Source organism: Paraburkholderia sp. 2C, from assembly GCF_054589215.1.
In genome coordinates, this window is record NZ_BAAILL010000017.1 from 226,743 (window position 1) to 250,344 (window position 23,602).

Consider the following 23,602-nt stretch of genomic DNA (forward strand, 5'->3'; position numbering starts at 1 on the left):
GCCTGCAACGCGCCGCAACAGGTTGGCCATGCGAACCCGGCCGCCGCTCATCGCGAGGCTTCCTGCTTCTGCGCGGAAATCGCCGGATAAAACTGTTCGAGCGCCGCTGCGAACGTGGCGCGCGAAAACGGCCCGAGATGCCGCCCAAGCAGCCGGCCTCGCGCATCGTAGAACAGGGTGGTCGGAAAACCCGCGGCGACGACGCTCGCGAACAGGATCAACGGCCCTACCGGCAGTGAAAGGAATCCGAAATTCATCGATGGCCACGCCCTCGCCGCGGAACCGAAAAGCCCGTTTGGAGTGTAGCCGCGCGCGCTGCGCCGCGGCATGCCCGAACGGCTCATCGCTATGCTTTTGCGGCTCAGACCGGGCACTGCCGCACGCCATCGCATGCCCGCCGGGGCGTTTTTCGAACGTTTTTCGAGCGACCCCGCGCGTTCCCGCCCCCGTCCCACGGCCCGCCGACGCCCTTCCCGCACCGTTGTCCGCCCATCTTTCTCGTAACGAGAAAAATGCTTTGAGCGCGCCGCGTATTCTGAATCGCGCGCCTGATTCCTACACTGCGTACGAGCGGTCCGGATGGTCCGGAGCCGCCATCCGACAAGAGACCGCGCCATGAAACTGTATTACCACCCGTTGTCCGGCCATTCGCATCGCGCCCATCTGGGCCTCTCGTTGCTCGACATTCCGCATGACGTGATCGAAGTCGACCTCGCGGCCGCTGAGCACAAATCGCCCGAGTTCCTGAAGTTGAACCCGTTCGGACAGATTCCGGTGCTGATCGATGGCGAAACGGTCATTGCCGATTCGAACGCGATTCTTGTCTACGCGGCACGCAAGTTCGGCAAGACCGCCTGGCTGCCGCAAACGCCTGCTGACGAAGCGGCAGTGCAACGGTGGCTGTCGGTTGCCGCCGGCGAGATCGCTTACGGGCCGTGCGCCGCGCGTCTTGTCACGGTGTTCGGCCGCAAGTTCGATACCGACGAAGTGATTGCGCGCGCGCACCGCATTCTCGGCCTGATCGATGCGACACTGGCCGATCGCGACTTCGTGACCGGCAAGACGCCGACGATCGCCGACATCGCGCTCTACAGCTATATCTCGAACGCGCCGGAAGGCAATGTCGATCTGTCCGGTTATCCGCACGTGCTCGCATGGCTCGCGCGTGTCGAAGCATTGCCTCGCTTCGTCGAGTTCAGGAAGTCGCCGGCGGGACTCAGAGCCACGCAATAACCAGGCGAGGAAGCGCGCGGCGCACCGGCACGCGGTCGCGCGAAAGCACTGCAAGGCGCGGTACACCGTGCAGCACGAAGGCGCTGGCGAGGCCAGTGCCTGGGCAGATTTCGAAGGAGCGCAATGATGGATATGTCCACGCCCGTGATGGTCGATGAAGCCGGTTCAATCTGGCACGCCGGCGAAGTCGCGCTGCAGCGGCGAGCGGGCGTTGCCGACCGGATGAAGGACCTCGGGCGGCGTGTGGTGCGCGACCATATGCCCGACCAGCATCGTGCGTTTTTCGCGCAGTTGCCGTTCGTCGCACTCGGTTCCGTGGACCGCGACGGCGAGGTATGGGCGACGCTCGTGGCCGGCAAGCCCGGCTTTGTGCAGTCACCCAATGCACACCGGCTGCGCGTCAACGCAATGCCCGAGCCGCGCGACCCGGCCGCCGCCGGCATCCATGATGGCGCGGCCGTCGGCCTGCTCGGCATCGAATTGCACACGCGCCGGCGCAACCGGATGAACGGCATCGTGCGCGAACGGAGCGCGGGTGGCTTCGCGGTCGATGTCGGGCAAAGCTTCGGCAATTGCCCCCAGTACATCCAGATCCGCAATTTCACGTTCACGCGCGAGCCGGCGGTGGTGTCCGATGCCGAGCCGGTGATCAGCAACGAACTGACCGAACGCGCGCGCGAAATGATTGCGGCGGCCGATACGTTTTTCGTCGCATCGTACGCGGACCGCGACGCAGGTGCGAACCACGCGGACGATCAGGCTTCTGCCACTGCGCGCCGCGAAGTCGACGTATCGCATCGCGGCGGTAACACGGGCTTCGTGCGCGTGGGTGCGGACGGCGTGCTGACGATTCCCGACTTCGCGGGCAACCTGTTCTTCTCGACGCTTGGCAATATTCTCGTGACCGGCCGCGCGGGTCTCGTGTTCGTCGACTTCGCGACGGGCGATCTGCTGCAGATCACGGGCGACGCATCGGTCGATCCCGATCCCGATTCGCCGGAAGTCGCCGCGTTTCAGGGCGCCGAACGGCTGTGGCGGGTGAAGCCGCGCCGCGTCGTGTACCGTGCGCGCGCGCTGCCGTTGCGCTGGGTGTTCAACGAAGACGGCTGGTCGCTCAATTCGCTGATGACGGGCAACTGGACCGAAGCCGAACACCGTCTGCAAGCGGCCGCGCTGGCCGATGCATGGCGGCCGTTCAAGGTCGCGCAAATCGTCGACGAAAGCACGACGATCCGCTCGTTTCATCTCGAGCCCGCCGATGGCGCCGGCGTGATTCCGCACCAGGCGGGACAACATCTGCCGATTCGCGTGCAGCTGCCCGATGAAACGGACGCGACGGGCGCATTGAAAACGGTGCGCAGAACCTACACGATTTCGTCCGGGCCCGCGGACGGCGGCTACCGCATCAGCGTCAAGCGCGAAGGCCTCGTCTCGCGCCATCTGCACGACACGTTGCGCGTGGGCAGCGTGATCGAAGCGCGCGCGCCCGCGGGCCGCTTCACGATCGATGCGCACGAAGAACGCCCCGCCGTGCTGCTCGCGGCCGGCGTCGGCATCACGCCGATGATCGCGATGCTGCGGCATATCGTCTACGAAGGCTTGCGCACGCGGCGCATGCGTCCGACGTGGCTGTTCCAGTCGGCGCGCACGCTGCACGAACGCGCGTTTACCGATGAAGTCGACTATCTCGCGAGCGTGTCCGGCGGCGCGGTCAGCGTCGTACGCACACTCTCGGACCCGCAAACGGCCCGCCGCGGAAAGGACTTCGATCACGCGGGGCGGCTCGACCTCGCGCTGCTGCGCGAAACGCTGCCGCTCGACGACTACGATTTTTATCTGTGCGGACCGGCCGGGTTCATGCAATCGCTGTACGACGGCTTGCGCAAGCTCAACATCGCCGACGAGCGGATTCATGCGGAAGCATTCGGGCCGTCCGGGCTCAAGCGCGCGCATGCAAGGAAGGCGGCGGACGCTACCGAAACTACGCCACCGGCCGCGCCGCTCGCGCCGGCGGCGCAACCCACGCCGGTCGTGTTTGCCAGGTCCGGCAAAGAAGCCATCTGGAAACCGGCAGGCGGTTCATTACTGGAATTGGCCGAAGCGCAAGGACTGTCGCCGGAATTCAGCTGCCGGGGCGGAACCTGCGGAAGCTGCCGCACAAGGATCGTGGACGGCGCGGTCGCTTATGCGAGCCCGCCGGATTTCCCGGCCGCCGAAGGGGAAGCACTGATTTGCTGCGCGATGCCGGCGCATACGGACGAGGCTGACGCGGCGCCGCTGGTGCTGGACCTGTAGCGGGTCATGCGGGCCATGCGCATGCTGCGCCGTCGCCGTGCGCCGTGCGCCGTCGCGCGCGGCAGGCCCGCGCGCTCGCGTTGCGTTCAGAACGTCAGATCATGCAGCTTGCGCATGCCGTCGAGCAGCCACTGAAACACGCCCTGCTCCGTATGCTCGGCCGGCGCCGCGGCCGATGAAATGCGGCTCAACTTGTCCTGCCGCCGCGCGAGCAGCTCGCACATTTCCCTCGCGACGTCAGGGTTGCGCTTGAGCAGCGGCGTCAAGTCTTCCTTCCTCAACCGGTAGACCACCACGCGGCTCAACGCCGTTACCTGCACGCGCACCGGCATGCCCGCCAGCAGCCCCTGTTCGCCCATCGTGTCGCCGGGGCCCAGCCGCGACACCTCGATCCTGTCGCCGTTCGCGTCATCGAGCGTCACGCTCAGAATGCCCGATTCGACGATCGTCAGACACTCGGGCACGACTTCCTTCGTCACCAGCACGTCGTCGGCCTCGTACTCCTTGCGCGTCAACTTCGGTGCGAGATCGTGCAGTTCGTCGCGCGTCAGGGTGGCGAACAGCTCGACGCGGCGCAGCAGCGCTTCGCGCGGATCGTCGACCATGGCCGGCGCGGCCGGCACGCTGAGCGGCCGCAGATCGACGCCGGCGGAAGCGAGATGCCGGTAGCACAGATCGAATAGCTCGTTGGTGACCGAGGTCTTCTTGCCCATGTCGTCGACGAAGCCGGCCACTTCGTACAGCACCGAATTCACCGTGCTGTGTTTCGCCGTCACATACGGCGCCGGGTCCGACATCAGCGACGTGACGCTCTTCACCGCCCGCTCGAGCGCGCTGATGACGGTCGCGGGCCGCTCCTGCGGCGAAATTTCGAGGCTGACCTTCACGCCGTGCAGCGCGCCCGGCCGGCTGTTATTGGTGATCTTGGTTTTTGCGGCCACCGCGTTCGGCACGATCACGACGTTGCCTTGCGAGGTCAGCAGGTGCGTGGCGCGCCAGTTCATTTCGACCACGCGGCCTTCGACATCGTCGACCGACACCCAGTCGCCGATCTGATACGGTTCCGTGGTGTTGAGCACGATGCCCGCGAACACGTCGCTCAAGGTGCTTTGAATCGCGAGACCGAGCACGATGGCCAACGCACCCGATGTCGCGACGAGCCCGCGTATGGGCAGCTCGAGCACGAAGCCGAGCGAGGCGACGATCGCGGCCAGAAACACGAGCGCGCCGAATACGTCCTGAAAGAGCCGCTGGCGGCGCCACGCGCGCGGCAGCAGCAGCGTATCGAGCGCCTGCCCGAGCAGGCGTGCGCCCATCAACCACCAGATGATTTCGAGGACCTGCCCCAGCACATGCTGCGACATCGAGCCGAAACCGGGCGCTTGCGTAAACGGACTCAGGCCCGACGCAAACAGCACATAGCTAAGGCCGGCGAACATCAGCAGCCGGACGAAGAGCCGCGGTACTTCCTGTGCCGGCAGACGGAATCGCCATACGGCGAGGTCGACCACAAGGATCGCGTAGCCGATGATCAAGGGATGGTCCAAGGCGCCTCCATGCGATGGGTGCAATGGCGCCGGCCGCAGCCCGCCCCGACCCTCACCGCGGCGGCAAGCTGCCGCGCGGGCGCGCGACTGCTCACAGTAACACGCAAGAAGACTTTTTCGCTGTATGCCCCGTCGCACGCCGTGTTGCTCAAGGGGGAACGGAGCATGACAAGGCGCGATGAAAACGTCGAGCGATAACGCACGAAGGCCGCATGGGCATTGCATTGCACAACGCGCATGCGGCCAACGCAATTCGACTGCGGGAATGCTGAACGCGTCGAACTAAAGGAAACGCGCGGATCGCCAGGACCGCGCTCCAGCGCGCCCCTGCTTACTTGACGATGCCGACCAGCTCCACTTCGAAGATCAGGTCGCTGTTCGGCGGAATCACGCCGATGCCGCGCGAACCGTACGCGGTCGCGGCCGGGCACGTGAGCTTCGCTTTCTCACCGACTTTCATCGTCGCGACGCCTTGCGTCCAGCACGGGATCACGCGGGCCAGCGGAAACTCGGCCGGACCGCCATGTTTAGCGGAGCTGTCGAACTCGGTGCCGTTCGTCAGCGTGCCGCGATAGTTGACGCGCACGACGTCGGCTGCCGTCGGCTGCGGACCGTTGCCCGGCGTCAGATGTTCGACGGTCACGCCGGACGGCAGCTTCTCGGTCGAGCCCTGGGCGGCACACGCGCTGCCGGCAGCGGTGGCGAAAACGGCGGCGGTCAGCGCGCACAATGCAAATTTCATCAGATTCTCCTCGTGAATGGCCGGCGCTATTGTAGCGAATCGGATCCGGCCGGTTTAAATCACGCGGAGCTTGCACGCGCCCGGTTAAGCGTTGATGAATGCTCAGCCCGCGCGCGCCGGCACGTTGCCGAGTAACCGGCCGAGTCCTTCCGCATAGGTCAGATGCGCGATCACCGCGTCGCGCAGCTTCGGATACGGCAGGCCCGCGAGCATGGCCGTCTGCATCGCCGCCATCACCTCGCCCGATTCCGCGCCGAGCATCGTGAAGCCGACGATGCGATCGTCGTCGCCGACCAGCACCTTCATGAAGCCGAGTTTCTCGTCGGTTGCTTCGCCGCGCAGCACATGGGCCATCGGCAGCTTGCCGACGCGCACCGGCACCTTCTGGCGTTCCGCTTCCCGTTCGTTGAGGCCGACGTGGGCAAGCGGCGGATCGGTGAACATGCAGTAGGGAACGAGCCGGTCCCGCGTGCTGCGCTGGCCGCCCGCCATGTTGTCGCGCACGATGCGGAAGTCGTCGACCGACACATGTGTGAAGTGCGGGCTGCCCGCGCATTCGCCGATCGCCCATACGTCCGGCGCGCTCGTCTGCAAGCGCTCGTTCACGCGAATATAGCCGCGCTCGTCGAGTTCGACGCCGAGCCGGTCGAGACCGATACCGGCCGTGTTCGGAATGCGGCCGGTCGCCACCAGCAGATGGCTGCCCTCAATGGTTCTATCGCTGCCGCCCACGCGCGTCGTCACGCGCACCTCGTGGCCCGACCGCCCGGCCACTTTGGTGGTCTGCGCATCGAGCAGCAGTTCGATGCCTTCGCCGCGCAGGATGTTCTGCACTTCCGCCGCGATATCGGCGTCTTCGCGATGCATCAGGTGCGGGTTGTGATCGATGATCGTCACGCGGCTGCCGAAGCGCCGCAACGCCTGCGCCATTTCGATGCCGATATAGCCGCCGCCGAGCACGAGCAGATGTTCGGGCAACTGATCGAGTTCGAGCGCTTCGATATGCGTGAGCGGTTGCGCGTCGGCGAGCCCGGGGATATCGGGTATGGCCGCATGCGAGCCGACGTTGATCACCACCTGATTGCCGCTCAGCGTGCGCGTGCCGCCCTCGTTGAGCGTCACTTCGATGGTCTTCGGCGCGGTGAACTGGCCTCGGCCCATGATCAGTTGCGCGCCGCTCGATTCATAGAACGCCAGATGCGCGGCGTTTTCGCGCGCGATCATCTCGCGTTTGCGCTGCCGGACCCTGGCGAGATCGGTTTTCACGGCGCCCGTGATCGTGCCAAAGTCGGCCGCATGCTGCGCGAGATGCGCCACCCGCGCGCTCCAGATTTCGTTCTTGCTCGGTAGACACGCAACCGCCGGGCACGAGCCGCCGACCCATTGACGCTCGACCACGGCGACACGCTGTCCCGCGTTGCCGAGATGCCACGCGAGCAGTTTGCCGCCCTGACCGCTTCCGAGGATGAGCGTGTCGACCTGTTCCAGTTTGGACATTCCTCTTCTCCGTCGTGACTTCATGAAAAGGCCCGTGCGATTTCAAAACGGGCAAGTCATTGTCGCGGTCCGTTAGCGCGGATTCTGTACAAAACGCGCCATGTTTGGCGAGATCGCACCTTTCGCGTTCCTAAGGCGTTCTGCGGATTTATGGATTCCTGATCGCGCGTCATCACTCTGCGCTAATCAAGCGGCATTACGCTCTTCTACATCCGGATTGACGCGACTCGCAGGACGGATGAATCAGACGAATCATGGTCGCAATCAGGAGCGGAAAATGAGCTTTACTCCCTCGTTGTCGTTATTCATTGGACTGGGCGTCACGGTCGCCGTGTTGTCGACTGTGCTGGCGATCGCCGTCGACCGTGTCGATGCGCGCATTGCCCGACGCTCGTGTGAGAAAGCAATCGCGGCGCGCCGCGCGCGCAAGGAACGCGATGCGCAACGCGCATGGAAGATGAGCCGCGAAGCGCTGCGCCGGATGGCGATGGGTGTCGCCACGACGAAGATCGCGGACTGAAGCAAGAATTGAAGATTGAACCGCCCTACTGACCGGGCACGCACAGTTTTTCGTGCATCTCGCGCGTCAGCGCTTCGATGCGTTCGCTGAGCTGCCGCGTCGTTTCAGTCAGTTCGGTGTTCTGTTTCAGCAGCGCCGACAGCTGCGCGGTCTGCTCGGCCATCAGCAGCTCGCGCTTTTCCGACGCTTGCGCAAGCGCTTCGCGATGCTTCGCATCGGCTTCGGCCGTCGCCTTGTCGCGGTCGGCCTGACGCGTTTGCGCGAGCAGAATCAGCGGCGCCGCGTACGCGGACTGCAAACTGAACGCAAGATTGAGCAGAATAAACGGGTAGACGTCGAATCGGGTCAGCCCTGTCACGTTCGCGAGAATCCACGAAAGCACGATCAGCGTTTGCGCCACGAGAAAGGTCGGCGTGCCGAAAAAGCGCGCGAACGCTTCGGCTTTGCGCGCAAACCACGCGTCGCCGAACGGCGAAGCAAGGTGCGAATGCGCTATATGAAAGCGAAGCGGGTGCGCAGTGGACGGGTCCGGATCGGCGCCGTCAGGAGGGTCGGGAAGAAGAGTCGCCATAATGTCGAAGCTCGCGCGGCAAGCGCGGACAAAAACGGCAAAGGTACTATGGCGGCGCGATGCCGTGGGGCGGCCGCCGCTAAGCCTTACGCGGCATCACATCGGCCCCGGGGCGGGTGCTTCGCCCGTAAGCGCCGGGTCGACGCGCACGCCCGGAAAGCGCGCGAGCTGGGGCACCGCGGCGCGCACGTACTGCAGCATCGTCGCCGCGGCGGGCGACAGCGACTTGCCCTCGCGGCGCAGCACGCCGACCGTGCGCGTCAGCACCGGCTGCGATAACAGGCGCAGCTTCAGCGTATCGAGCGGCGCGCGCTGCGCGGCCAGCGCCGACATGATCGATACGCCCACGCCGCGCGCCACGAGCGTTTCGATCGTCGACGTATTCGAGACGCGATAGCGCGGCTCGCGCACCTCCACACTGAGGCCCGGCGTGCGGCTCAGCTGATGCTGCATGCCGAGATCGGGACTGAAACCGATAATCCGGTAGCCGCCGATGTCCTGCCACGACAGTTCGCCGTCGCCTTGCGCAAGCGCATGATGGGGCGCGCATACGACGCCGAAACTGTCTTCGAACAGCGGCTCGAACACGAGTTCGGGGTCGTGCTCCCACGGGCTGCAGATGCCGAAGTCGACGTCGCCGCTGATAATGCGCTGTTGCACCGTTTCCGAATTGTCTTCGCGCAAATAGATGTCGATATTCGGGTACGCATCGATATAAGCCGCGACCGCCTCCGGTACCAGCAGCGCCATCACCGATGGCACCGCCGCCACCCCCACCTTGCCGCGTTCGCGTTTGCCGAGCGCGCGCATCGTGCGGATCGACGAATCGAAATCCTGCAACAGCCTTTCAGCCGAAGGCAAAAACTCGCGGCCCGCCTGGGTCAGATCGAGGCGGCGCGTCGAGCGGTCGAACAGCGCGACACCGAGGTCGTCTTCGAGATGCTGGATCGTCAGGCTCAACGCCGACTGCGTGACGAACAGCGACTCCGCCGCACGCGTGAGGCTGCGCTGCATCGCAACCGCGACGAACGCGCGGATATGGCGAATCGAAAGTCGTTTGGAAGGTGTATTCAGCGATTTGTCATTCATCGATTTTTCTCGTGAATCAAGCGAATTTAATCGATTGTATTACCCCTTCCGACACCACTAGACTCGCCGCGTGACCGATTGAAGAAACACTTGAGGGAGACAGACGGATGTTGGTGGATCTGCGCCGCTACACGATCGTGCCGGGCAAGCTGAAGGCCTATCTGGCGCTGTATGAGAAGTACGGCCTGCCGGTGCAGCGCCGGCATGTCGGCGACCCGCTCGGCTACTTCATTTCCGAAGTGGGCACGTTAAACCAGGTCGTGCATCTGTGGGGCTACGAAAGTTTCGAAGACCGTCAGCGGCGCCGCGCCGCGATGGAAGCGGACCCGGACTGGGCCGAATACAAAAAGATGACGGCACAGGGCTATATCGAGCGCCAGGAAAACCAGCTCGTGATGTCGGCCCCGTGGTCGAAGATCTGAAGCACAACAGCAGGGAGACCACCCATGACCATGAAAGTGATCATTTCCGACGACTACCAGGACTGCGTGCGCACGCTCGATTGCTATACGAAGCTCGCCGCGCAGTTCGACGTCGAGATTCACAACGACACGCTCGAATCCATTGACGCACAGGCGAAGCGTTTCGCGGACGCCGACGCGCTGCTGCTGATTCGCGAGCGCACGCCGGTGACAGCCGAGCTGCTCGCGCGCCTGCCGAAGCTGAAGTTCATCAGCCAGACCGGCCGCGCCGCGAATCACGTCGATCTCGCCGCCTGCACGGCGCGCGGCATTCCCGTTTCGGCGGAAGGCTCGGCGACGACGGCCGCAGCCGAACTGACGTGGGCGCTCGTGATGGCGTCGATGCGCAAGGTGCACGTCGAAGCGAACCGGCTGAAGGCGGGCCTCTGGCAAGGGCACCTCGGCATCGGGCTCAAAGGCCGCACGCTCGGCATCGCCGGTTACGGGAAGATCGGCAGCGTGGTCGGCGGTTACGGGCGCGCATTCGGCATGCGCGTCGTCGCGCTCGACGATCATGAGACCTCGCGCGCGGCCGCGCAGGCCGACGGTGTGGAAAGCGAAAGCGACCGGCAGAAGTTTTTCGCGCAGGCGGATGTCGTGTGCTGCCATCTGCGCCTGCTGCCGGCCACGCGCGGTTCGATCACGCTGCAAGACCTGTCGGCCATGAAGCCCACCGCGCTGTTTGTCAACACGAGCCGCAGCGAAGTGGTCGCACCGGGCGCGCTCGAAACGGCGCTGAAGGCAGGCCGGCCCGGTTTTGCCGCGGTCGACGTCTACGAGCACGAGCCGATTTACGGCGCGAACCATCCGCTGATCAGGCTCGATAACGTGCTTGCCACGCCGCATATCGGCTACGTCGAGAAAGACACATACGAGCACTACTTCGGCATTGCGATCGATCAGCTGCTCGCGTGGCGCGACGGCAAGCCGGTCAATGTGCTCAATCCGCAGGCGATTGAGGGCGCCTCGGCGCGTTGAGCGAACGCGGGTCGTGCGCCTCGCCGCCGCGGGGCGCGCGCGGCGTACGGTAGATGAAAGCCGGATGCTGTAGAAACCCAAAATTGCGCGGCATGCTACGAAAGCCTTTCGCGCCGCACAGGAGACAAACTTTGAACCACACTCTGGAAGCATCGACAATCAGCCGTGTCTACCGGCGCCTCGTGCCGTTGCTGTTTGTGCTACTCATCATCAATTACATGGACCGCGTCAACGTCGGCTTCGCCGCGCTGCGCATGAACCATGAACTGGGCTTCAGCGCGTCCGTGTTCGGCCTCGGCGCCGGCATCTTCTTTATCGGCTACGCACTGTTCGAAGTACCGAGCAATATCGCATTGCATCGCTTCGGCGCCCGGATGTGGATTTCGCGAATCATGGTCACCTGGGGGCTGGTTTCCGCGGGCCTCGCGTTCGTGCATTCGCAGACGTCGTTCTATGTGCTGCGCTTTCTGCTCGGCGTCGCCGAAGCGGGCTTTATTCCGGGCGTCGTCGCGTATCTCGCCTACTGGTTCCCGGTACGCTACCGCTCGCGCGCGAACGCCGGCGTGATCATGGCCACGGCGGTCGCCTCGGCGATCGGCTCGCCGCTGTCGGGCCTGCTGATGCATGCGCTCGACGGCGCGCACGGCTATTCCGGATGGCGCTGGATGCTGCTGCTCGAAGCGGTGCCGGCCGTGGTGCTCGGCTTCTTCGTGCTGTTCTGGCTCACCGACCGTCCGCAAGGCGCAACGTGGCTGCGCGACGATCAACGCGCGTGGCTCGTCAACGAGCTCGAAAGCGAAGCGTCGAAGCTCACGAAAACCGCCAGCCTGCCGTTTATGAAAATCGCGGTCATGGGCCGCGTGTGGAGTCTGTCGCTGCTGTTCGTCTGCTTCCTGACCGCGTTTTACGGCGTGCTGCTGTGGCTGCCGCAGATCGTCAAGAACATGGGCTCGCTGACCGATCTGCAGGTCGGCTTCGTGAGCGCGCTGCCGTTCTGCTGCGCGGCCGTGTCGATGTATCTGGTCGCGCGTCATTCCGATCGCGTCGGCGAACGCCGCATGCATATCGTGATCTGCATGACGATCGGCGGCCTCGCGCTGCTTGCCTGCGCATTCGTGTCGCAGCCTTTGTTCGGTCTGATCCTGCTGTGTATTGCCGCGGCCGGCATCTGGGGCTGCCTCGCGGTGTTCTGGACGCTCACGGGCGAGTTCCTGACCGGCGCCGCGGTGGCGATCGGCATTGCGCTGATCAACACGATCGGTCAGTTCGGCGGCCTGCTCGGTCCGTGGCTCGTCGGCATCATCAAGGACTTCACGGGGCACTTCGGTGCGGCGCTGATCGCGCTCGCCGTGGCCGCGTTCCTCGCCGCGCTGATCGCCTTCCTGCTGCCCGAGCGCGCGGCAGTGAACGAAGAAAACGAGGCGCTGTCGGAGTCGAGCGCGTTGCAGTGAGGGTTCGACGCGATCGCGCCTGAAGCGGTCGCCTTGCAGGCAGTCACGTCAAAGCACGCGCCGCGCAGCACTTCAAGTGTGCGCGCGGCGCGCAAGCGACGCTCAAATGTGCGATGCTTGCGGCACTTGTTTGCGCCGGCTTCGGCCCGTGCTTCCGCTCCTTCAGCACGCCAATCACACACTGATGACCTCGCCTTCCCTCCTCGACTTCGCCGCACTCACTGAACTCGCCGCGCGCTCTGAAGCCGTGACGGCCGCGTGCGCGTGCAACGCCACGCCGACCGACGGCTGGCAAACGCTGCCGCTGTCGACGCCCGAAGCGCAACTACGCGAAGCGGGCACGCTCGCCGAACAACACCAGGACGACGCAACCTTCGCCGAATATCATCCGAACGGCACGCGCTACTGGTCCGTCGATGCGCCGATCGCGCCGCGCTATTTCCCGTATAACCGCTGCACGGTGTCGGAGTGCACCGTATGCGGGCGCAGCTATTTGCGCTACGTCGAAGGCGGCGGATATTTTGTCGATCAGCGGATACGTCAGTTGAAGGCGTCGTTACTGGTTGACGCGGCGCTGTGAGGTCAATGCGGGTACGTATCGCGATGAGCGCGCCAAGCCCGGCACCACTGGCGGCGCGCGGAAGTCTCGTTTGTCAGGTGCGCCCGAACCACCCTTTTAATCGCGCCCAAAGTCCGGGGCTGAGTTCGCGTTCATGCACGACCCGCTTATGTCGCAAGAAGTCTCCCTGCGTGCGATACGACGACCGAAAGTCGGGCAACTCCGGGCCCGCTTCCTTCTTCAATGGACTTCCAATCGTTCCCGGTTGTCGCTGCTGATCGAGTTCTCGTTGACGCTTGAGGTTAGGCGGAGATGAAATGTGCTCAATGAATGTGTGATCAGGACCATATAGCGTAGTCGATATCGAGCCCGCTTCGCTTGGCGAAACCGGTTTCCCACTTTCATCAACAGAGACCGTCTCAATCTGAACAACTGGAATGCACCACGCGGCGTTTGCTCGCGCAGTGAGCTTTCCTGTTTCATCGAAACACCGGAAAACAAAGCTTTCCGGAAAGTCGGACGCTTTCCATTGCTCCGTTGATCCATTCCAGTCGAACCTAGCCGTGATTGTTCCCGGATGAGGAAGGTGCGGGTCTTGAGCGCCCGCTGGAAATTGCGCGATCATATTCATCGCTCCAGAAGCTGCCAGGCATCCGCATGTGAATGCAAACAGGCCTGCAGCGGTCAATGCCTTTCCGATTCGATTCATTTGGAAATCTTGTCGAAATACGCATAACGTGCAGGGTACCGCTTGCGTCCTTCCACCTCGCAAGGCGTCCCCTTACTCGACCAATACATATTCGCCGACTCCGCAAAGTCCTCGTTCATGTTGTTCATCGCGTATCGCGAAGGCGCATGAACATCGTTCGTCACGGCATCTAGCCAGGCCTGCTTTTGAGCGGAATCTTTCCAGAGCGATTCGCTCCACAAGTGTCCTGTTTCATGCAGCATCGTACTGTCGACGTACTGTTGTGGAATGGTCGAAAATCCCTTCCACGGATAAAACGCTACCCCTTGGCTAATACTAGCCGTAGCAGCAGAAGCAAATGATGGATTTTTATAGATCTTCTGCCAGACGGCGTCTTGCGGGTTAGCCTCCGCACTGACCGAAATCCTATCAAGGTCTTTGCATTGCTCGCGTGGGACCGTCTCCAGCGCACGAGCAATTTGCTTGCCGTCCGGTACCCCATATCCGGGGGCGGGCCGCCGCGTTGGCACGATGATGCTAATCGGACGGCCATTGACAGTCGCGTCATATTGGGTGGCAACGCCCGCCCCTCCGCCCGGAAAGTCGAAAGTGGTCTGCTTGCCCGAACTTAACGTAACAGCGTTGGCGTGACCGTATAAATTCGCAGGTGCATCAATACGGCCCTTCGAACCGTCAAGATATGAGCAGTCAGGCTTGGGCTCGTCCCTGACGCTTGCAGCGGGATATTGTTTGTCGTCACCCTCGTGTTCGCTAGCCGCCAATCCCGCGATAGCCGCCTGCGTAGCCGCGGAAATGACGGCACCCTCAGTCCGCTCCGTCGTGACCTTGGTCTCGAGAAAAATCCCTGCGTTGCCACCCGCCATGACGCGGTTCTTTCCGCACGGGCACAGCACAACGCGCCATCCACAACGACATTACGCGAGCGGTTGATGATGCCTTTGCCGGTTCCGACAGTGTTGTATAAGCCCTTGCAATTGCCACACGTCGCTTTTTCGCCGTCCAGCGCAACACGCTCTCTGTTTTTATCGTAGATGGTGGATTCGAAGGCAATGACGCGCCCGCCAGTTGTAGTCGGATCACCATTCCGTACTGCTGCCTTACGCATCATCGCGTTCCCTCCGCGCGGCCGTGTTCGGGCCCGGTCGCGCCCCGTCACATCGTCGCCGCACACACACTTCGTCGATGCATCCCACTCTCCGCTCTCCATTCGTTCGTTTTGCGAACGACATTTAACTCGAATGCAGGAGTTTTGTGAGAACGAGTTAGTAATGAATTGTCAAACATATATGCAGTTATGCGCCACAACTGAAATCAGTTGCCTGCAGCAACAGCCTATTCCGTGGCGTCGGCGATCTCGCTCCTCCTGGACGCGACGCGCTGCAATCACGCAGCCCGTACCCTGAACAACTCGATATTCCGCTCCACTTCGAGCGCACTCCGCTCCACCCAGTTGTGCTGCAGCAAGCCGTCTTCGCGCACCTCGAACACCGCGGTGCCCGTCATGTCGATCGGCGCGCCATCGGGCTCGAAGCCCATCAAGCCGTTGTTCTTGCCCGTCACGCGCCAGCGCGTCACCACGCGATCGCCGTTCACGCTCGAAAACATCTCGACGATGTGAAACTCAAAGTTGTCAATGCCGGCAAGAAACGCCGCCGCCCACGACTTGAACGTATCGCGCGAGCCGATCGTCACACCGCCGGTGGTGATCCCGAAGTCTTCCGCGACGAGCTTGTCTACCGCGTCCGGATTGCCGGACTGCCATACCTGACGCCAGAAGTTCTCGACCATCCGGACCGAATCGCGCCCGTCCATCTGTCTCCTCCACCCATTCAAACGTGCAAAACGTGCCTGCCGCCGGCCTGCCAAACATCGGATTACTGACCGGAATAGCCGGGCGTCGGACCCGGCGCGGCGCCCGCGCCCGCTGCCGACGTCCCAGCCGTGCCCGGACCGTAGCCGGCCGTCGCGGATTGAGCCTGCTTCGCGGCAACACGTGCTTCCGCAGCCTGAATTTCAGCGGGGTATGAAGCTTCCGTATCGCCCTGATAGCCTGCGGCACGCAGTTGGGCGAGTTCCCCGCGCACCTGCGCACGCGTGATGGTCGATTGCTGCGCGAATGCCGCGGCCGGTACCGCGAGCGCGGCAGCGACGAGGGACGCCAGTAAAGCATGCTGGATCTTCATGATGTTTAGCCTCTCAACGACTAGATGGTTGCCTTCGACGACGATGCGAAGTCGCATTTCGTCGTTGGCTAAAGTCTAGTCATCGTGCGCCCGGCGTTTAAGGGTAAATACCGACAGACTATGTTTACGCGCAACGCAGTAATCGACGCGAATCATCCCGCCCTCATACAGCGTCCCACCCGCCCCATTCTTGACACCACTGTCTAACTATGACAGCATGCAAGCCATTCGACGTGGCGCCGGTATGCCGCGACAGAGGTTCATCATGGTTGACATGGTTCACAGCATGCGCATCTTCGTGCGCGTCGTGGAGGCCGGTACGTTCACGGCCGTGGCGAAAGAGAGCGACTCGACCACCGCGCAGATCTCGCGCGCGGTATCGCTGCTCGAAGATGAACTGCAGACCTTGCTGCTTCATCGCACCACGCGGCATCTTTCGGTAACCGAAGCAGGCGCGAAATACTTCGAACGCGCGAAACTGATTCTCGCGGAACTCGACAATGCCAATGTCGAAGCACGCAATGCGATGGCGCATCCGCAAGGGCGTATTCGCGTGCATGCGGCGCCGGGTCTCGCGCGCGGCGCGGTCACATCGGCCCTGCTCGCCTATCAGGCCGCGCACCCCGACGTATCGCTGGACCTCGATATCGAGCAGCGCATTCCGAACCTCGTCGAGGACGGCTACGACATCTCGCTCGCCAGCACGATGCAATTGCCCGATTCCGCGTATATCGCGCAGACGCTCGGCACGAGCCACGGCATCCTGACCGCCTCTCCCGCGTATCTCGACAGGCACGGCATGCCGGCAAGCGCGGCAGACCTGGCGCAACATACGCTGCTGCGCCTATCGAGCCCGCTCGCGCCGGCCGACGAATGGCATCTCGAGGGCGCCGACGGTTCGATGCTTGTCACGGTGAAGTCCTCGCCGTTTCAGACCAGTTCGCCCGATGCGCTGCGTCAGGCGCTGCTCGCCGGCGCCGGCATCGGCATGATGTGCGCGTATAACGTGCTCGACGATCTGCGCAGCGGCGCACTCGTGCGCGTGCTGCCGCAAATGCGCTTGCGCCCGTTCAATGTCTACGCGCTTTACGTGTCGCGCCGCTATATGGATGCAAAAACGCGCACGCTGATCGACTTCCTGCGCAAGTGGGTAACGCCCGAGCTCGCACGCCTCGAACATGAAGTCGAATCGTTCGCGAAGCACGATCTCACGCACGCACAGACGCCCGCGCCGCACAACGCAGCGCGGGAATATGGCGCGATCGACCTGCCGGCAAAGGAGCCATCCATGCCGTGCGCAACGGTGGAAACGATTCATTAACCGATGGTCTGGCCGATCCGCCGGCGCGCCTCGCCGGTGCGGTCCGGCGGTTTCGCTTCACTTTCCGCTTCACTTCCCGCGTCACTTTCCGCGTCACTTCGCGCTTGACTTCCCGCTGGACCTCCCGATCCACGTCCCGCCGCACCGCTCCCCCCGCGTATCACCCGCAATTGACCGGACTCCTGTTACTGGCTACAGTTGCCCGTTGAAAAACCATCGTGTTTTTACGGGTCAAACTCGGATCCAGGCACAGATCCAGACGCACAGTCCATCAATTCAAGGCACCGATGTCTTACACCCCTATCGTTCCGCCACCGCGATTCCGGCTCTCCGACGCGGTCTGCGACCAGCTCGAGCAGTTGATCGTCGACGGAACGTTGCGGGCCGGCGAACCGCTGCCGTCCGAGCGCGATCTGGCACAGAAGCTCAATGTCTCGCGTCCGTCGCTACGCGAGGCGCTATTGCGGCTCGAAGGCAGCAAGCTGATCCAGGCGAAGACGGGCGGCGGCTATGTGGTCGCGAACTCCACGGCGCCGCTGATCGCGGACCCGCTCGCGCATCTGATGGCGCGCCATCGCAAGGCGGCCGGCGATATTCTGGAAATGCGCGAAGGGCTCGAAGCCGTCGCGGTCGAACTCGCCGCGGTGCGCGCAACGAAGACGGACATTCAGAACATTAAAGAAGCGCTCGCCGAACTCGAAGCGGCGTTCAGCAAAGATCAACCCTACGACGTCGCGGACGGCGGAATGACACTGCCGCAGCTCGATGCGGCGTTCCATCTGCGGATTGCGGACGCCACGCACAATATCGTGCTCGTGCACGTGATGCACGGCATCCACAACCTCGTGCAGAAGTCGATCGAAGAGACGTACGCGACATTCAAAAAGCGCAACGCCGACCTTTTTTATCTCGTGCAGCAGCACCGCACGATTTACGAAGCGATCCGCAAGCACGACCCGGGTGCCGCACGCAGCGCGCTCGGCACGCACCTCGAATTTATCCGCGAAAACGCTTCGCGCTAGGCGTCAGTCGGGCGTCACCATCGCTACCATCCGATAATTCGCGATGAGCGCGCGCGGGCGCACGCGCGCATGCCGCTCATGCATCCGCAAGCGCGTCCTCGACAATCTCGATCCAGTGCCGCACCGGCGTTCTGCCCGCGCCGGAAAGATGCGTCTGACAGCCGATATTCGCCGTGGCGATCAGATCCGGCTTGCCGCTCTCCAGCGCATCGAGCTTGTTGTCGCGCAACTGCTTCGACAACTCGGGCTGCGTGAACGAGTACGTGCCGGCCGATCCGCAGCATAGATGCCCGTCGGGCACCGCGGACAATTCGAAGCCGAGCCGCTGCAGCACGCCCTCCACCGCGCCGCCCAGTTTCTGCGCATGCTGCAGCGTACATGGGCAATGGAACGCAAGGCGCCGCTCGGCTTCGGTCAAACGCAGCGCGTCGAGGTTTTCCGCCGACAGCACTTCGACGAGGTCGCGCGTGAGCTCGCTCACGCGCCGCGCTTTTTCCGCGTAGCGCGGATCGTCGCGCAGCAGATGTCCGTACTCCTTGACGAAGGCGCCGCAGCCGCTCGCGGTCTGGATGATCGCTTCGACACGGCCGGCCTCGATGGCGGGCCACCACGCGTCGATATTGCGGCGCGCGCGATCGAGGCCGGCCTGCTGCGCGTTCAGATGGTAGTCGGTCGCGCCGCAACAGCCCGCCTGCGGCGCGTTTTCGATGCTGATGCCGAGCTTGTCGAGCACGCGCGCGGTTGCCGCATTTGTGTTCGGCGACAGCGACGGCTGCACGCAGCCCTCGAGCATCAGCATGCTGCGCGCGTGGCGGCGCGGCGGGCGCGCCTTCGCGGCGATCTGCCGCGCCGGAATCTTGTCGCCGAGCGCTTTCGGCAGCATCGGCCGCACCGCGCGGCCCGCCTTCAGCAGCGTATTGAATACACCGGGGCGCGGAATCACGTGCCGCAGCCCCGCACGCAGCGCGCGCTCGCGCAGCGGCCGTTCGATACGGCTTTCGAGCTCGGCGCGGCCGATATCGAGCAGCGAGTGATAGCGCACGCCCGATGGACACGTCGTTTCGCAATTGCGGCACGTGAGGCACCGGTCGAGATGAGTCTGCGTTTTTTCGGTCGCCGCTTCGCCTTCGAGCAACTGCTTGATCAGATAGATACGTCCGCGTGGCCCGTCGAGCTCGTTGCCGAGCAGCTGATACGTTGGGCACGTGGCGTTACAGAAACCGCAATGCACACAAGAGCGCAGGATTTCATCGGCTTCGTCGGCACGCGACAAGCTGCGTGCGCGATCGGAAAGGTTGGTCTGCATGCGGTCCCTTGAATGGCTGCCCAAGCGCGGCTCTTGCGTGGGCTCATCTCATCGATTGGCGCTCGCGCATTTGAGCGCGCGAATGCGGATTTACAGCTCGGCGTACATCCGTCCCGGATTGAAAATGCCGTGCGGATCGAGCTTCTGCTTCAGTTGCCTGTGAAAACGCAGCAGCGGCGCCGGCAACGGCTGAAACGGCTCGACGCCGGCGGCCGGCGTGAAGCACGTTGCGTGTCCGCCCGCGGATTCGGCGATGCGCCGGATACTCGAAGCGGGCGCATTGCTTTTGAGCCAGCGCTGCGCGCCGCCCCAGTCGAGCACCGCCGCACCGGGCAGCGCTTCGATGCCGACATGATTGGGCACGGAAAGCCGCCACAGGCATTCGGGGCTCGCGAAAAACGGCAGCCGCTGCTCGCGTAAATCGGCCCAGAACGAAGGATCGATCGCGGCGCCCCCGATGCGTTGCGCCGCCGACTGCACCGACGCCGTGCCGCCTTCGAGCCGCAGATAAAGCGTGTCGTCGATATGACACGCGCCGGTAACCGGTAAACCGGCGCGACGCCATTCGACCATCCTGTCGAGCGCATCGGCCGCGCTCATGTCGACGCGCAGGCAATGCGTCGCGCGCGGTTTCGGCAGCACCTTCAGCGATACTTCGGCGATCACGCCGAGACAGCCGAAACTGCCGGCCATCAGGCGCGACAGGTCGTAGCCGGCCACGTTCTTCATGACCTCGCCGCCGAAGCGCACATACTTGCCGTCGCTCGTAATCAGCCGGCAGCCGAGCACGAAGTCGCGCACCGCGCCGACCCACGGGCGGCGCGGCCCCGACAGGCCGCTTGCGACCGCGCCGCCGACGGTCGCCTCGCCGCCGAATTCGGGCAGTTCGCACGGCAGCATCTGGCCCGCCTCGTCGAGCACCGCGTTCAGCTGCGCGACCGGCGTGCCGGCGCGCGCGGTGACCACCAGCTCGGTCGGATCGTAGCTGACGATGCCGCAATGGCCCCGCATATCGAGCGCCTCGCCTTCAACGGGTCTGCCGAGCGACGCCTTCGTATCGCCGCCGCGAATCCGCAACGGCACACGCCGCGCGGCAGCCGAACTCACCTGGTCGATCAGCCGGATGCTGTCGTCGGCGGATGGAAGATCGCGGCGCATCAGAAACGCTCCAGTTCAGGAAAGGGCAATGCGCCGTGATGCACGTGCATCGCGCCGAACTCGGCGCAGCGATGCAGCGTCGGGATCGCCTTGCCGGGGTTCAACAGACCCTGTTCGTCGAACGCGGCTTTTACCGCATGAAATACGGTCAATTCGTCGCCGTTGAATTGCGAGCACATCTGATTGATCTTCTCGCGGCCCACGCCATGCTCGCCGGTGATGCTGCCGCCCACTTCCACACACAGCTCGAGAATGCGTCCGCCGAGTGCTTCGGTGCGCTCCATTTCGCCGGGCACGTTCGCATCGAACAGGATCAGCGGATGCATATTGCCGTCGCCCGCATGAAACACGTTCGCCACGCGCAGGCCATATTCGATGGAGAGATCGGCAATACCCTTGAGCACACGCGGCAATTCGCGGCGTGGAATCGTGCCGTCGATGCAGTAGTAATCGGGTGAAATGCGGCCGACCGCCGGGAACGCATTCTTGCGGCCCGCCCAGAAGCGCTGGCGCTCGCCTTCGTTCTGCGCGAGCCGCACATCGGTTGCGCCCGATTCGCGCAGGATCGCGTCGACGCAGGCAATTTCCTCATCCACGTCGGACTCCGCACCGTCGAGCTCGCATAGGAGGATCGCTTCGGCGTCGACCGGATAACCGGCCTTGATGAAGTCTTCGGTTGCGCGAATCGCGAGGTTGTCCATCATTTCAAGGCCGCCGGGAATCACGCCCGCGCCGATAATCTTCGCCACCGCGCCGCCCGCTTTGCCGACGTCGTCGAAGCTCGCGAGCAATACCTTCGCGCTTTGCGGCTTGGTGAGCAGCTTCACGGTCACTTCCGTAATGACCCCGAGCATGCCTTCCGAGCCGGTGAACAGCGCAAGCAGATCGAAACCCGGGCTATCGAGCGCTTCGGAGCCGAGCGTAAGCCGCTCGCCGTCGATCGTGACCATGTCGACGCGCAGGATGTTGTGCACGGTGAGCCCGTATTTCAGGCAGTGCACGCCGCCCGAGTTTTCCGCGACATTGCCGCCGATCGAGCAGGCGATCTGCGATGAAGGGTCGGGCGCGTAGTACAGACCGTAAGGCGCCGCGGCATGAGAAATCGCAAGATTGCGCACGCCGGGCTGCACGCGCGCGAGCCCGGCGTCCGCATCGATCTCCACGATCCTGTTGAAGCGCGCCATCACGAGCAGGATGCCCTTTTCGAGCGGCATCGCGCCGCCTGAAAGACCCGTGCCCGCCCCGCGCGCGACGACCGGAATGCGGCGCGCGTGCGCGTATTTGAGCAGCGCCTGAACCTGCTCGACGCGCTCCGGCAACGCCACGAGCATGGGCGCCGTGCGATACGCCGAAAGCCCGTCGCATTCGAAAGGACGCACTTCCTCGCGCGAATGCAGCAGTTGCAGGTCCGGCAGCAGCTGCTGCAGTTCCGCCACGACCGTTTCGCGGTCGTGCGACTCGAGCGCTCCGTCGAGCTTCTCGTCGTACAGGTAACTCATTGCGTCTCCTTCGGATCGGTGGTCAACTGGTCGACCACCCGACCATCTGTCAATGCTAGGGGCGCGTAGGCGGCCCGAAAACCAGTAGAAACCCTGGCATCGCGCGAAAGCCGCCGCCCCCCGCTCCGGAGGGGTAAACGTACAGCTTCGTCAAAGATTCCGTGACTTCGTGTCAGGATCGCACGCGGTCGGCCATCGGCCGGTGGGCCGGGACGGCTTTGCCCGAAGGGCGGGCGCGGCGGATGGGGAAGATGAGCCGGGGTGGCTGAAGGCGCGAGTTGCTGCGCGCGCCGCGCATGCTACGTTCAGGCTTAATCCGCTTCAGCGGTAAGCATATCGATCAGTTCGCGCGAGAATTGCGGCAGATCCTTTACGCTGCGCACGCAGATTTTCAGCTTACGTTCCGACCATGCGTCGTTCAGGTTGACGATTCGAATGTCCATGGTCCTCGCATGTCGCGCCGCGACGGAACCGGGAACGATGCCGACGCCGACGCCCGCCTCGATCATGCGGCACGCGGCCTCGAAATTGCCGACCTGAATGCGTAGCTTGATGCGCCGGCCGAGCGCATCGGCGGCGATATTGATAAACGAATGAATCGCGCTCGAGGTCGGCAGACCGATATAGTCTTCGTCGAGCGTTTCCGCAAAATCCACCGCGTCGCGTTGCCCGAGCGGATGATCGGGCGCCGTGACGAGCACAAGGCGATCGTCGCGATACGGCAGCATTTCGAGGTGCCCCGTATCGACATTGCCCGCGACGATGCCGATGTCGGTCGCGCCTTCCGTGAGCCCCTTGACGATCTCGCCGCTCAGCACTTCGCGCAGTTCGATGTTCACGTCCTGGTGTTCGCGAAGAAACCGGCTCAGCACCGCCGGCAAAAATTCGCTGATCGCCGTGGTGTTCGCCCAGACCCGCACATGCCCTTTGATGCCTTCGCCGAAGTCCTGCATATCGGCGGCAAGGCGCTCGGTTTCTTCGAGCACGAGGCGTGCGTGACGCACGAAGGTTTCGCCCGCGGGCGTGAGCGTCATGCCCTGGCTCGTACGATAGAGCAGACGAAACCCGAGCCCTTCTTCCAGATTCTTGACACGGTTGCTCGCGGCCGGCGCGGACAGATGGCAGCGGCTTGCGGCGCGCGCGAGGTTCTTCGTGTCGGCAAGCGCGGTCATCAGGCTCAGATCAACGAAGTCGAAGTGCATGGAGTATCAGGTCGGCTTTGAGGCGGCGTTGGACCGGCATGGCGAAGCTTCGATGGTAACCGATTAGCCCACGCCTAATCCCCCCTTCAGCAATCGACAATTCCTCTTGCGTGCTGGTTCTGTCACAGTCGCACCATCGAACCGAATCAAAGGAGCCAAGCGTTGAAAATTCTGGTGCCAGTCAAAAGGGTGGTCGATTACAACGTGAAGGTGCGCGTGAAATCGGACCACACGGGCGTGGACATTGCGAACGTGAAGA

23 protein-coding genes and 1 pseudogene are annotated in these 23,602 nt (G+C 63.6%); 10 read left to right on the plus strand and 14 right to left on the minus strand.

What is annotated here, in order from left to right:
* Window positions 1–47: 47 nt before the first annotated feature.
* Complete coding sequence (locus tag ACYPXD_RS05620) at window positions 48–257, minus strand: TlpA family protein disulfide reductase (protein WP_459708383.1); 210 nt, start codon at window positions 255–257, stop codon at window positions 48–50.
* A 358-nt stretch (window positions 258–615) separates the two neighbouring features.
* Here ACYPXD_RS05620 and ACYPXD_RS05625 point away from each other — a divergent pair, with 358 nt between their 5' ends.
* Both ACYPXD_RS05625 and ACYPXD_RS05630 read left to right on the plus strand, forming a co-directional pair.
* Window positions 616–1,233 carry a glutathione S-transferase family protein gene (locus ACYPXD_RS05625; protein ID WP_459708385.1) on the plus strand — a complete coding sequence of 206 codons (618 nt, stop codon included), beginning with the start codon at window positions 616–618 and terminating at the stop codon, window positions 1,231–1,233.
* A 132-nt stretch (window positions 1,234–1,365) separates the two neighbouring features.
* A complete protein-coding gene (locus ACYPXD_RS05630) occupies window positions 1,366–3,528 on the plus strand; it encodes a 2Fe-2S iron-sulfur cluster-binding protein (RefSeq protein WP_459708450.1) in 2,163 nt (720 codons plus the stop codon).
* Window positions 3,529–3,614: 86 nt separating this feature from the next.
* On the opposite strand, the gene ACYPXD_RS05635 is transcribed toward ACYPXD_RS05630, so the two are convergent.
* The 3 genes from ACYPXD_RS05635 to ACYPXD_RS05645 form a co-directional block, all read right to left on the minus strand.
* A complete protein-coding gene (locus tag ACYPXD_RS05635) occupies window positions 3,615–5,075 on the minus strand; it encodes a mechanosensitive ion channel domain-containing protein (RefSeq protein WP_459708388.1) in 1,461 nt (486 codons plus the stop codon).
* 331 nt (window positions 5,076–5,406) lie between these two features.
* Window positions 5,407–5,817: an FKBP-type peptidyl-prolyl cis-trans isomerase gene (locus tag ACYPXD_RS05640; protein WP_459708390.1), complete on the minus strand. Its 411-nt coding sequence runs from the start codon at window positions 5,815–5,817 to the stop codon at window positions 5,407–5,409.
* A 102-nt stretch (window positions 5,818–5,919) separates the two neighbouring features.
* Entirely contained in the window at window positions 5,920–7,314 is a 1,395-nt protein-coding gene (locus ACYPXD_RS05645) for a mercuric reductase (protein ID WP_459708392.1), read from the minus strand.
* A 277-nt stretch (window positions 7,315–7,591) separates the two neighbouring features.
* Between ACYPXD_RS05645 and ACYPXD_RS05650 the strand changes: the two genes are divergently transcribed.
* Complete coding sequence (locus ACYPXD_RS05650; protein WP_459708394.1) at window positions 7,592–7,834, plus strand: hypothetical protein; 243 nt, start codon at window positions 7,592–7,594, stop codon at window positions 7,832–7,834.
* A 25-nt stretch (window positions 7,835–7,859) separates the two neighbouring features.
* Here ACYPXD_RS05650 and ACYPXD_RS05655 read toward each other — a convergent pair whose 3' ends face one another.
* Together ACYPXD_RS05655 and ACYPXD_RS05660 are read right to left on the minus strand one after the other, a co-directional pair.
* Window positions 7,860–8,405: a DUF1003 domain-containing protein gene (locus ACYPXD_RS05655; RefSeq protein WP_459708396.1), complete on the minus strand. Its 546-nt coding sequence runs from the start codon at window positions 8,403–8,405 to the stop codon at window positions 7,860–7,862.
* Between the two features lie 96 nt (window positions 8,406–8,501).
* Window positions 8,502–9,494, minus strand: a complete 993-nt coding sequence (locus ACYPXD_RS05660) for a LysR family transcriptional regulator (protein ID WP_459708399.1) — start codon at window positions 9,492–9,494, stop codon at window positions 8,502–8,504.
* Between the two features lie 107 nt (window positions 9,495–9,601).
* Between ACYPXD_RS05660 and ACYPXD_RS05665 the strand changes: the two genes are divergently transcribed.
* The 4 genes from ACYPXD_RS05665 (at window position 9,602) to ACYPXD_RS05680 (ending at window position 12,964) form a co-directional block, all read left to right on the plus strand.
* Entirely contained in the window at window positions 9,602–9,916 is a 315-nt protein-coding gene (locus ACYPXD_RS05665) for an NIPSNAP family protein (protein ID WP_459708401.1), read from the plus strand.
* A gap of 30 nt (window positions 9,917–9,946) precedes the next feature.
* On the plus strand, window positions 9,947–10,933 hold the full coding sequence (locus ACYPXD_RS05670) for a D-2-hydroxyacid dehydrogenase family protein (RefSeq protein WP_459708452.1): 987 nt from the start codon (window positions 9,947–9,949) through the stop codon (window positions 10,931–10,933).
* Window positions 10,934–11,064: 131 nt separating this feature from the next.
* Complete coding sequence (locus ACYPXD_RS05675; RefSeq protein ID WP_459708403.1) at window positions 11,065–12,384, plus strand: MFS transporter; 1,320 nt, start codon at window positions 11,065–11,067, stop codon at window positions 12,382–12,384.
* A gap of 184 nt (window positions 12,385–12,568) precedes the next feature.
* Window positions 12,569–12,964: a hypothetical protein gene (locus tag ACYPXD_RS05680; RefSeq protein WP_459708405.1), complete on the plus strand. Its 396-nt coding sequence runs from the start codon at window positions 12,569–12,571 to the stop codon at window positions 12,962–12,964.
* Between the two features lie 73 nt (window positions 12,965–13,037).
* On the opposite strand, the gene ACYPXD_RS05685 is transcribed toward ACYPXD_RS05680, so the two are convergent.
* The 4 genes from ACYPXD_RS05685 to ACYPXD_RS05700 all read right to left on the minus strand — a co-directional run bounded on the left by ACYPXD_RS05685 (window position 13,038) and on the right by ACYPXD_RS05700 (window position 15,835).
* On the minus strand, window positions 13,038–13,652 hold the full coding sequence (locus ACYPXD_RS05685) for a hypothetical protein (protein WP_459708407.1): 615 nt from the start codon (window positions 13,650–13,652) through the stop codon (window positions 13,038–13,040).
* Window positions 13,649–14,515 carry a hypothetical protein gene (locus ACYPXD_RS05690; RefSeq protein ID WP_459708409.1) on the minus strand — a complete coding sequence of 289 codons (867 nt, stop codon included), beginning with the start codon at window positions 14,513–14,515 and terminating at the stop codon, window positions 13,649–13,651. Before ACYPXD_RS05690 ends, ACYPXD_RS05685 begins: the two co-directional genes overlap by 4 nt.
* Window positions 14,516–15,035: 520 nt before the next feature.
* A complete protein-coding gene (locus ACYPXD_RS05695; protein WP_459708411.1) occupies window positions 15,036–15,464 on the minus strand; it encodes an ester cyclase in 429 nt (142 codons plus the stop codon).
* Between the two features lie 62 nt (window positions 15,465–15,526).
* Window positions 15,527–15,835, minus strand: a complete 309-nt coding sequence (locus ACYPXD_RS05700; protein ID WP_459708414.1) for a DUF4148 domain-containing protein — start codon at window positions 15,833–15,835, stop codon at window positions 15,527–15,529.
* 265 nt (window positions 15,836–16,100) lie between these two features.
* Between ACYPXD_RS05700 and ACYPXD_RS05705 the strand changes: the two genes are divergently transcribed.
* Entirely contained in the window at window positions 16,101–17,156 is a 1,056-nt protein-coding gene (locus ACYPXD_RS05705) for a LysR family transcriptional regulator (RefSeq protein ID WP_459708416.1), read from the plus strand.
* Window positions 17,157–17,443: 287 nt separating this feature from the next.
* Window positions 17,444–18,178 carry a FadR/GntR family transcriptional regulator gene (locus tag ACYPXD_RS05710; RefSeq protein WP_459708419.1) on the plus strand — a complete coding sequence of 245 codons (735 nt, stop codon included), beginning with the start codon at window positions 17,444–17,446 and terminating at the stop codon, window positions 18,176–18,178.
* 76 nt (window positions 18,179–18,254) lie between these two features.
* Here ACYPXD_RS05710 and glcF read toward each other — a convergent pair whose 3' ends face one another.
* From glcF to ACYPXD_RS05730, 4 genes are all read right to left on the minus strand, one after another.
* On the minus strand, window positions 18,255–19,484 hold the full coding sequence (gene glcF / locus ACYPXD_RS05715) for a glycolate oxidase subunit GlcF (RefSeq protein ID WP_459708421.1): 1,230 nt from the start codon (window positions 19,482–19,484) through the stop codon (window positions 18,255–18,257).
* A gap of 90 nt (window positions 19,485–19,574) precedes the next feature.
* Window positions 19,575–20,642, minus strand: a complete 1,068-nt coding sequence (gene glcE / locus ACYPXD_RS05720) for a glycolate oxidase subunit GlcE (RefSeq protein ID WP_459708423.1) — start codon at window positions 20,640–20,642, stop codon at window positions 19,575–19,577.
* Window positions 20,642–22,141, minus strand: a complete 1,500-nt coding sequence (gene glcD / locus ACYPXD_RS05725; protein WP_459708425.1) for a glycolate oxidase subunit GlcD — start codon at window positions 22,139–22,141, stop codon at window positions 20,642–20,644. Before glcD ends, glcE begins: the two co-directional genes overlap by 1 nt.
* A gap of 311 nt (window positions 22,142–22,452) precedes the next feature.
* Complete coding sequence (locus ACYPXD_RS05730; RefSeq protein WP_459708427.1) at window positions 22,453–23,343, minus strand: LysR family transcriptional regulator; 891 nt, start codon at window positions 23,341–23,343, stop codon at window positions 22,453–22,455.
* A 162-nt stretch (window positions 23,344–23,505) separates the two neighbouring features.
* On the opposite strand from ACYPXD_RS05730, the pseudogene ACYPXD_RS05735 reads away from it, so the two are divergent.
* Window positions 23,506–23,602 (plus strand): annotated as a pseudogene (locus tag ACYPXD_RS05735) (electron transfer flavoprotein subunit beta/FixA family protein); the annotation flags it as partial.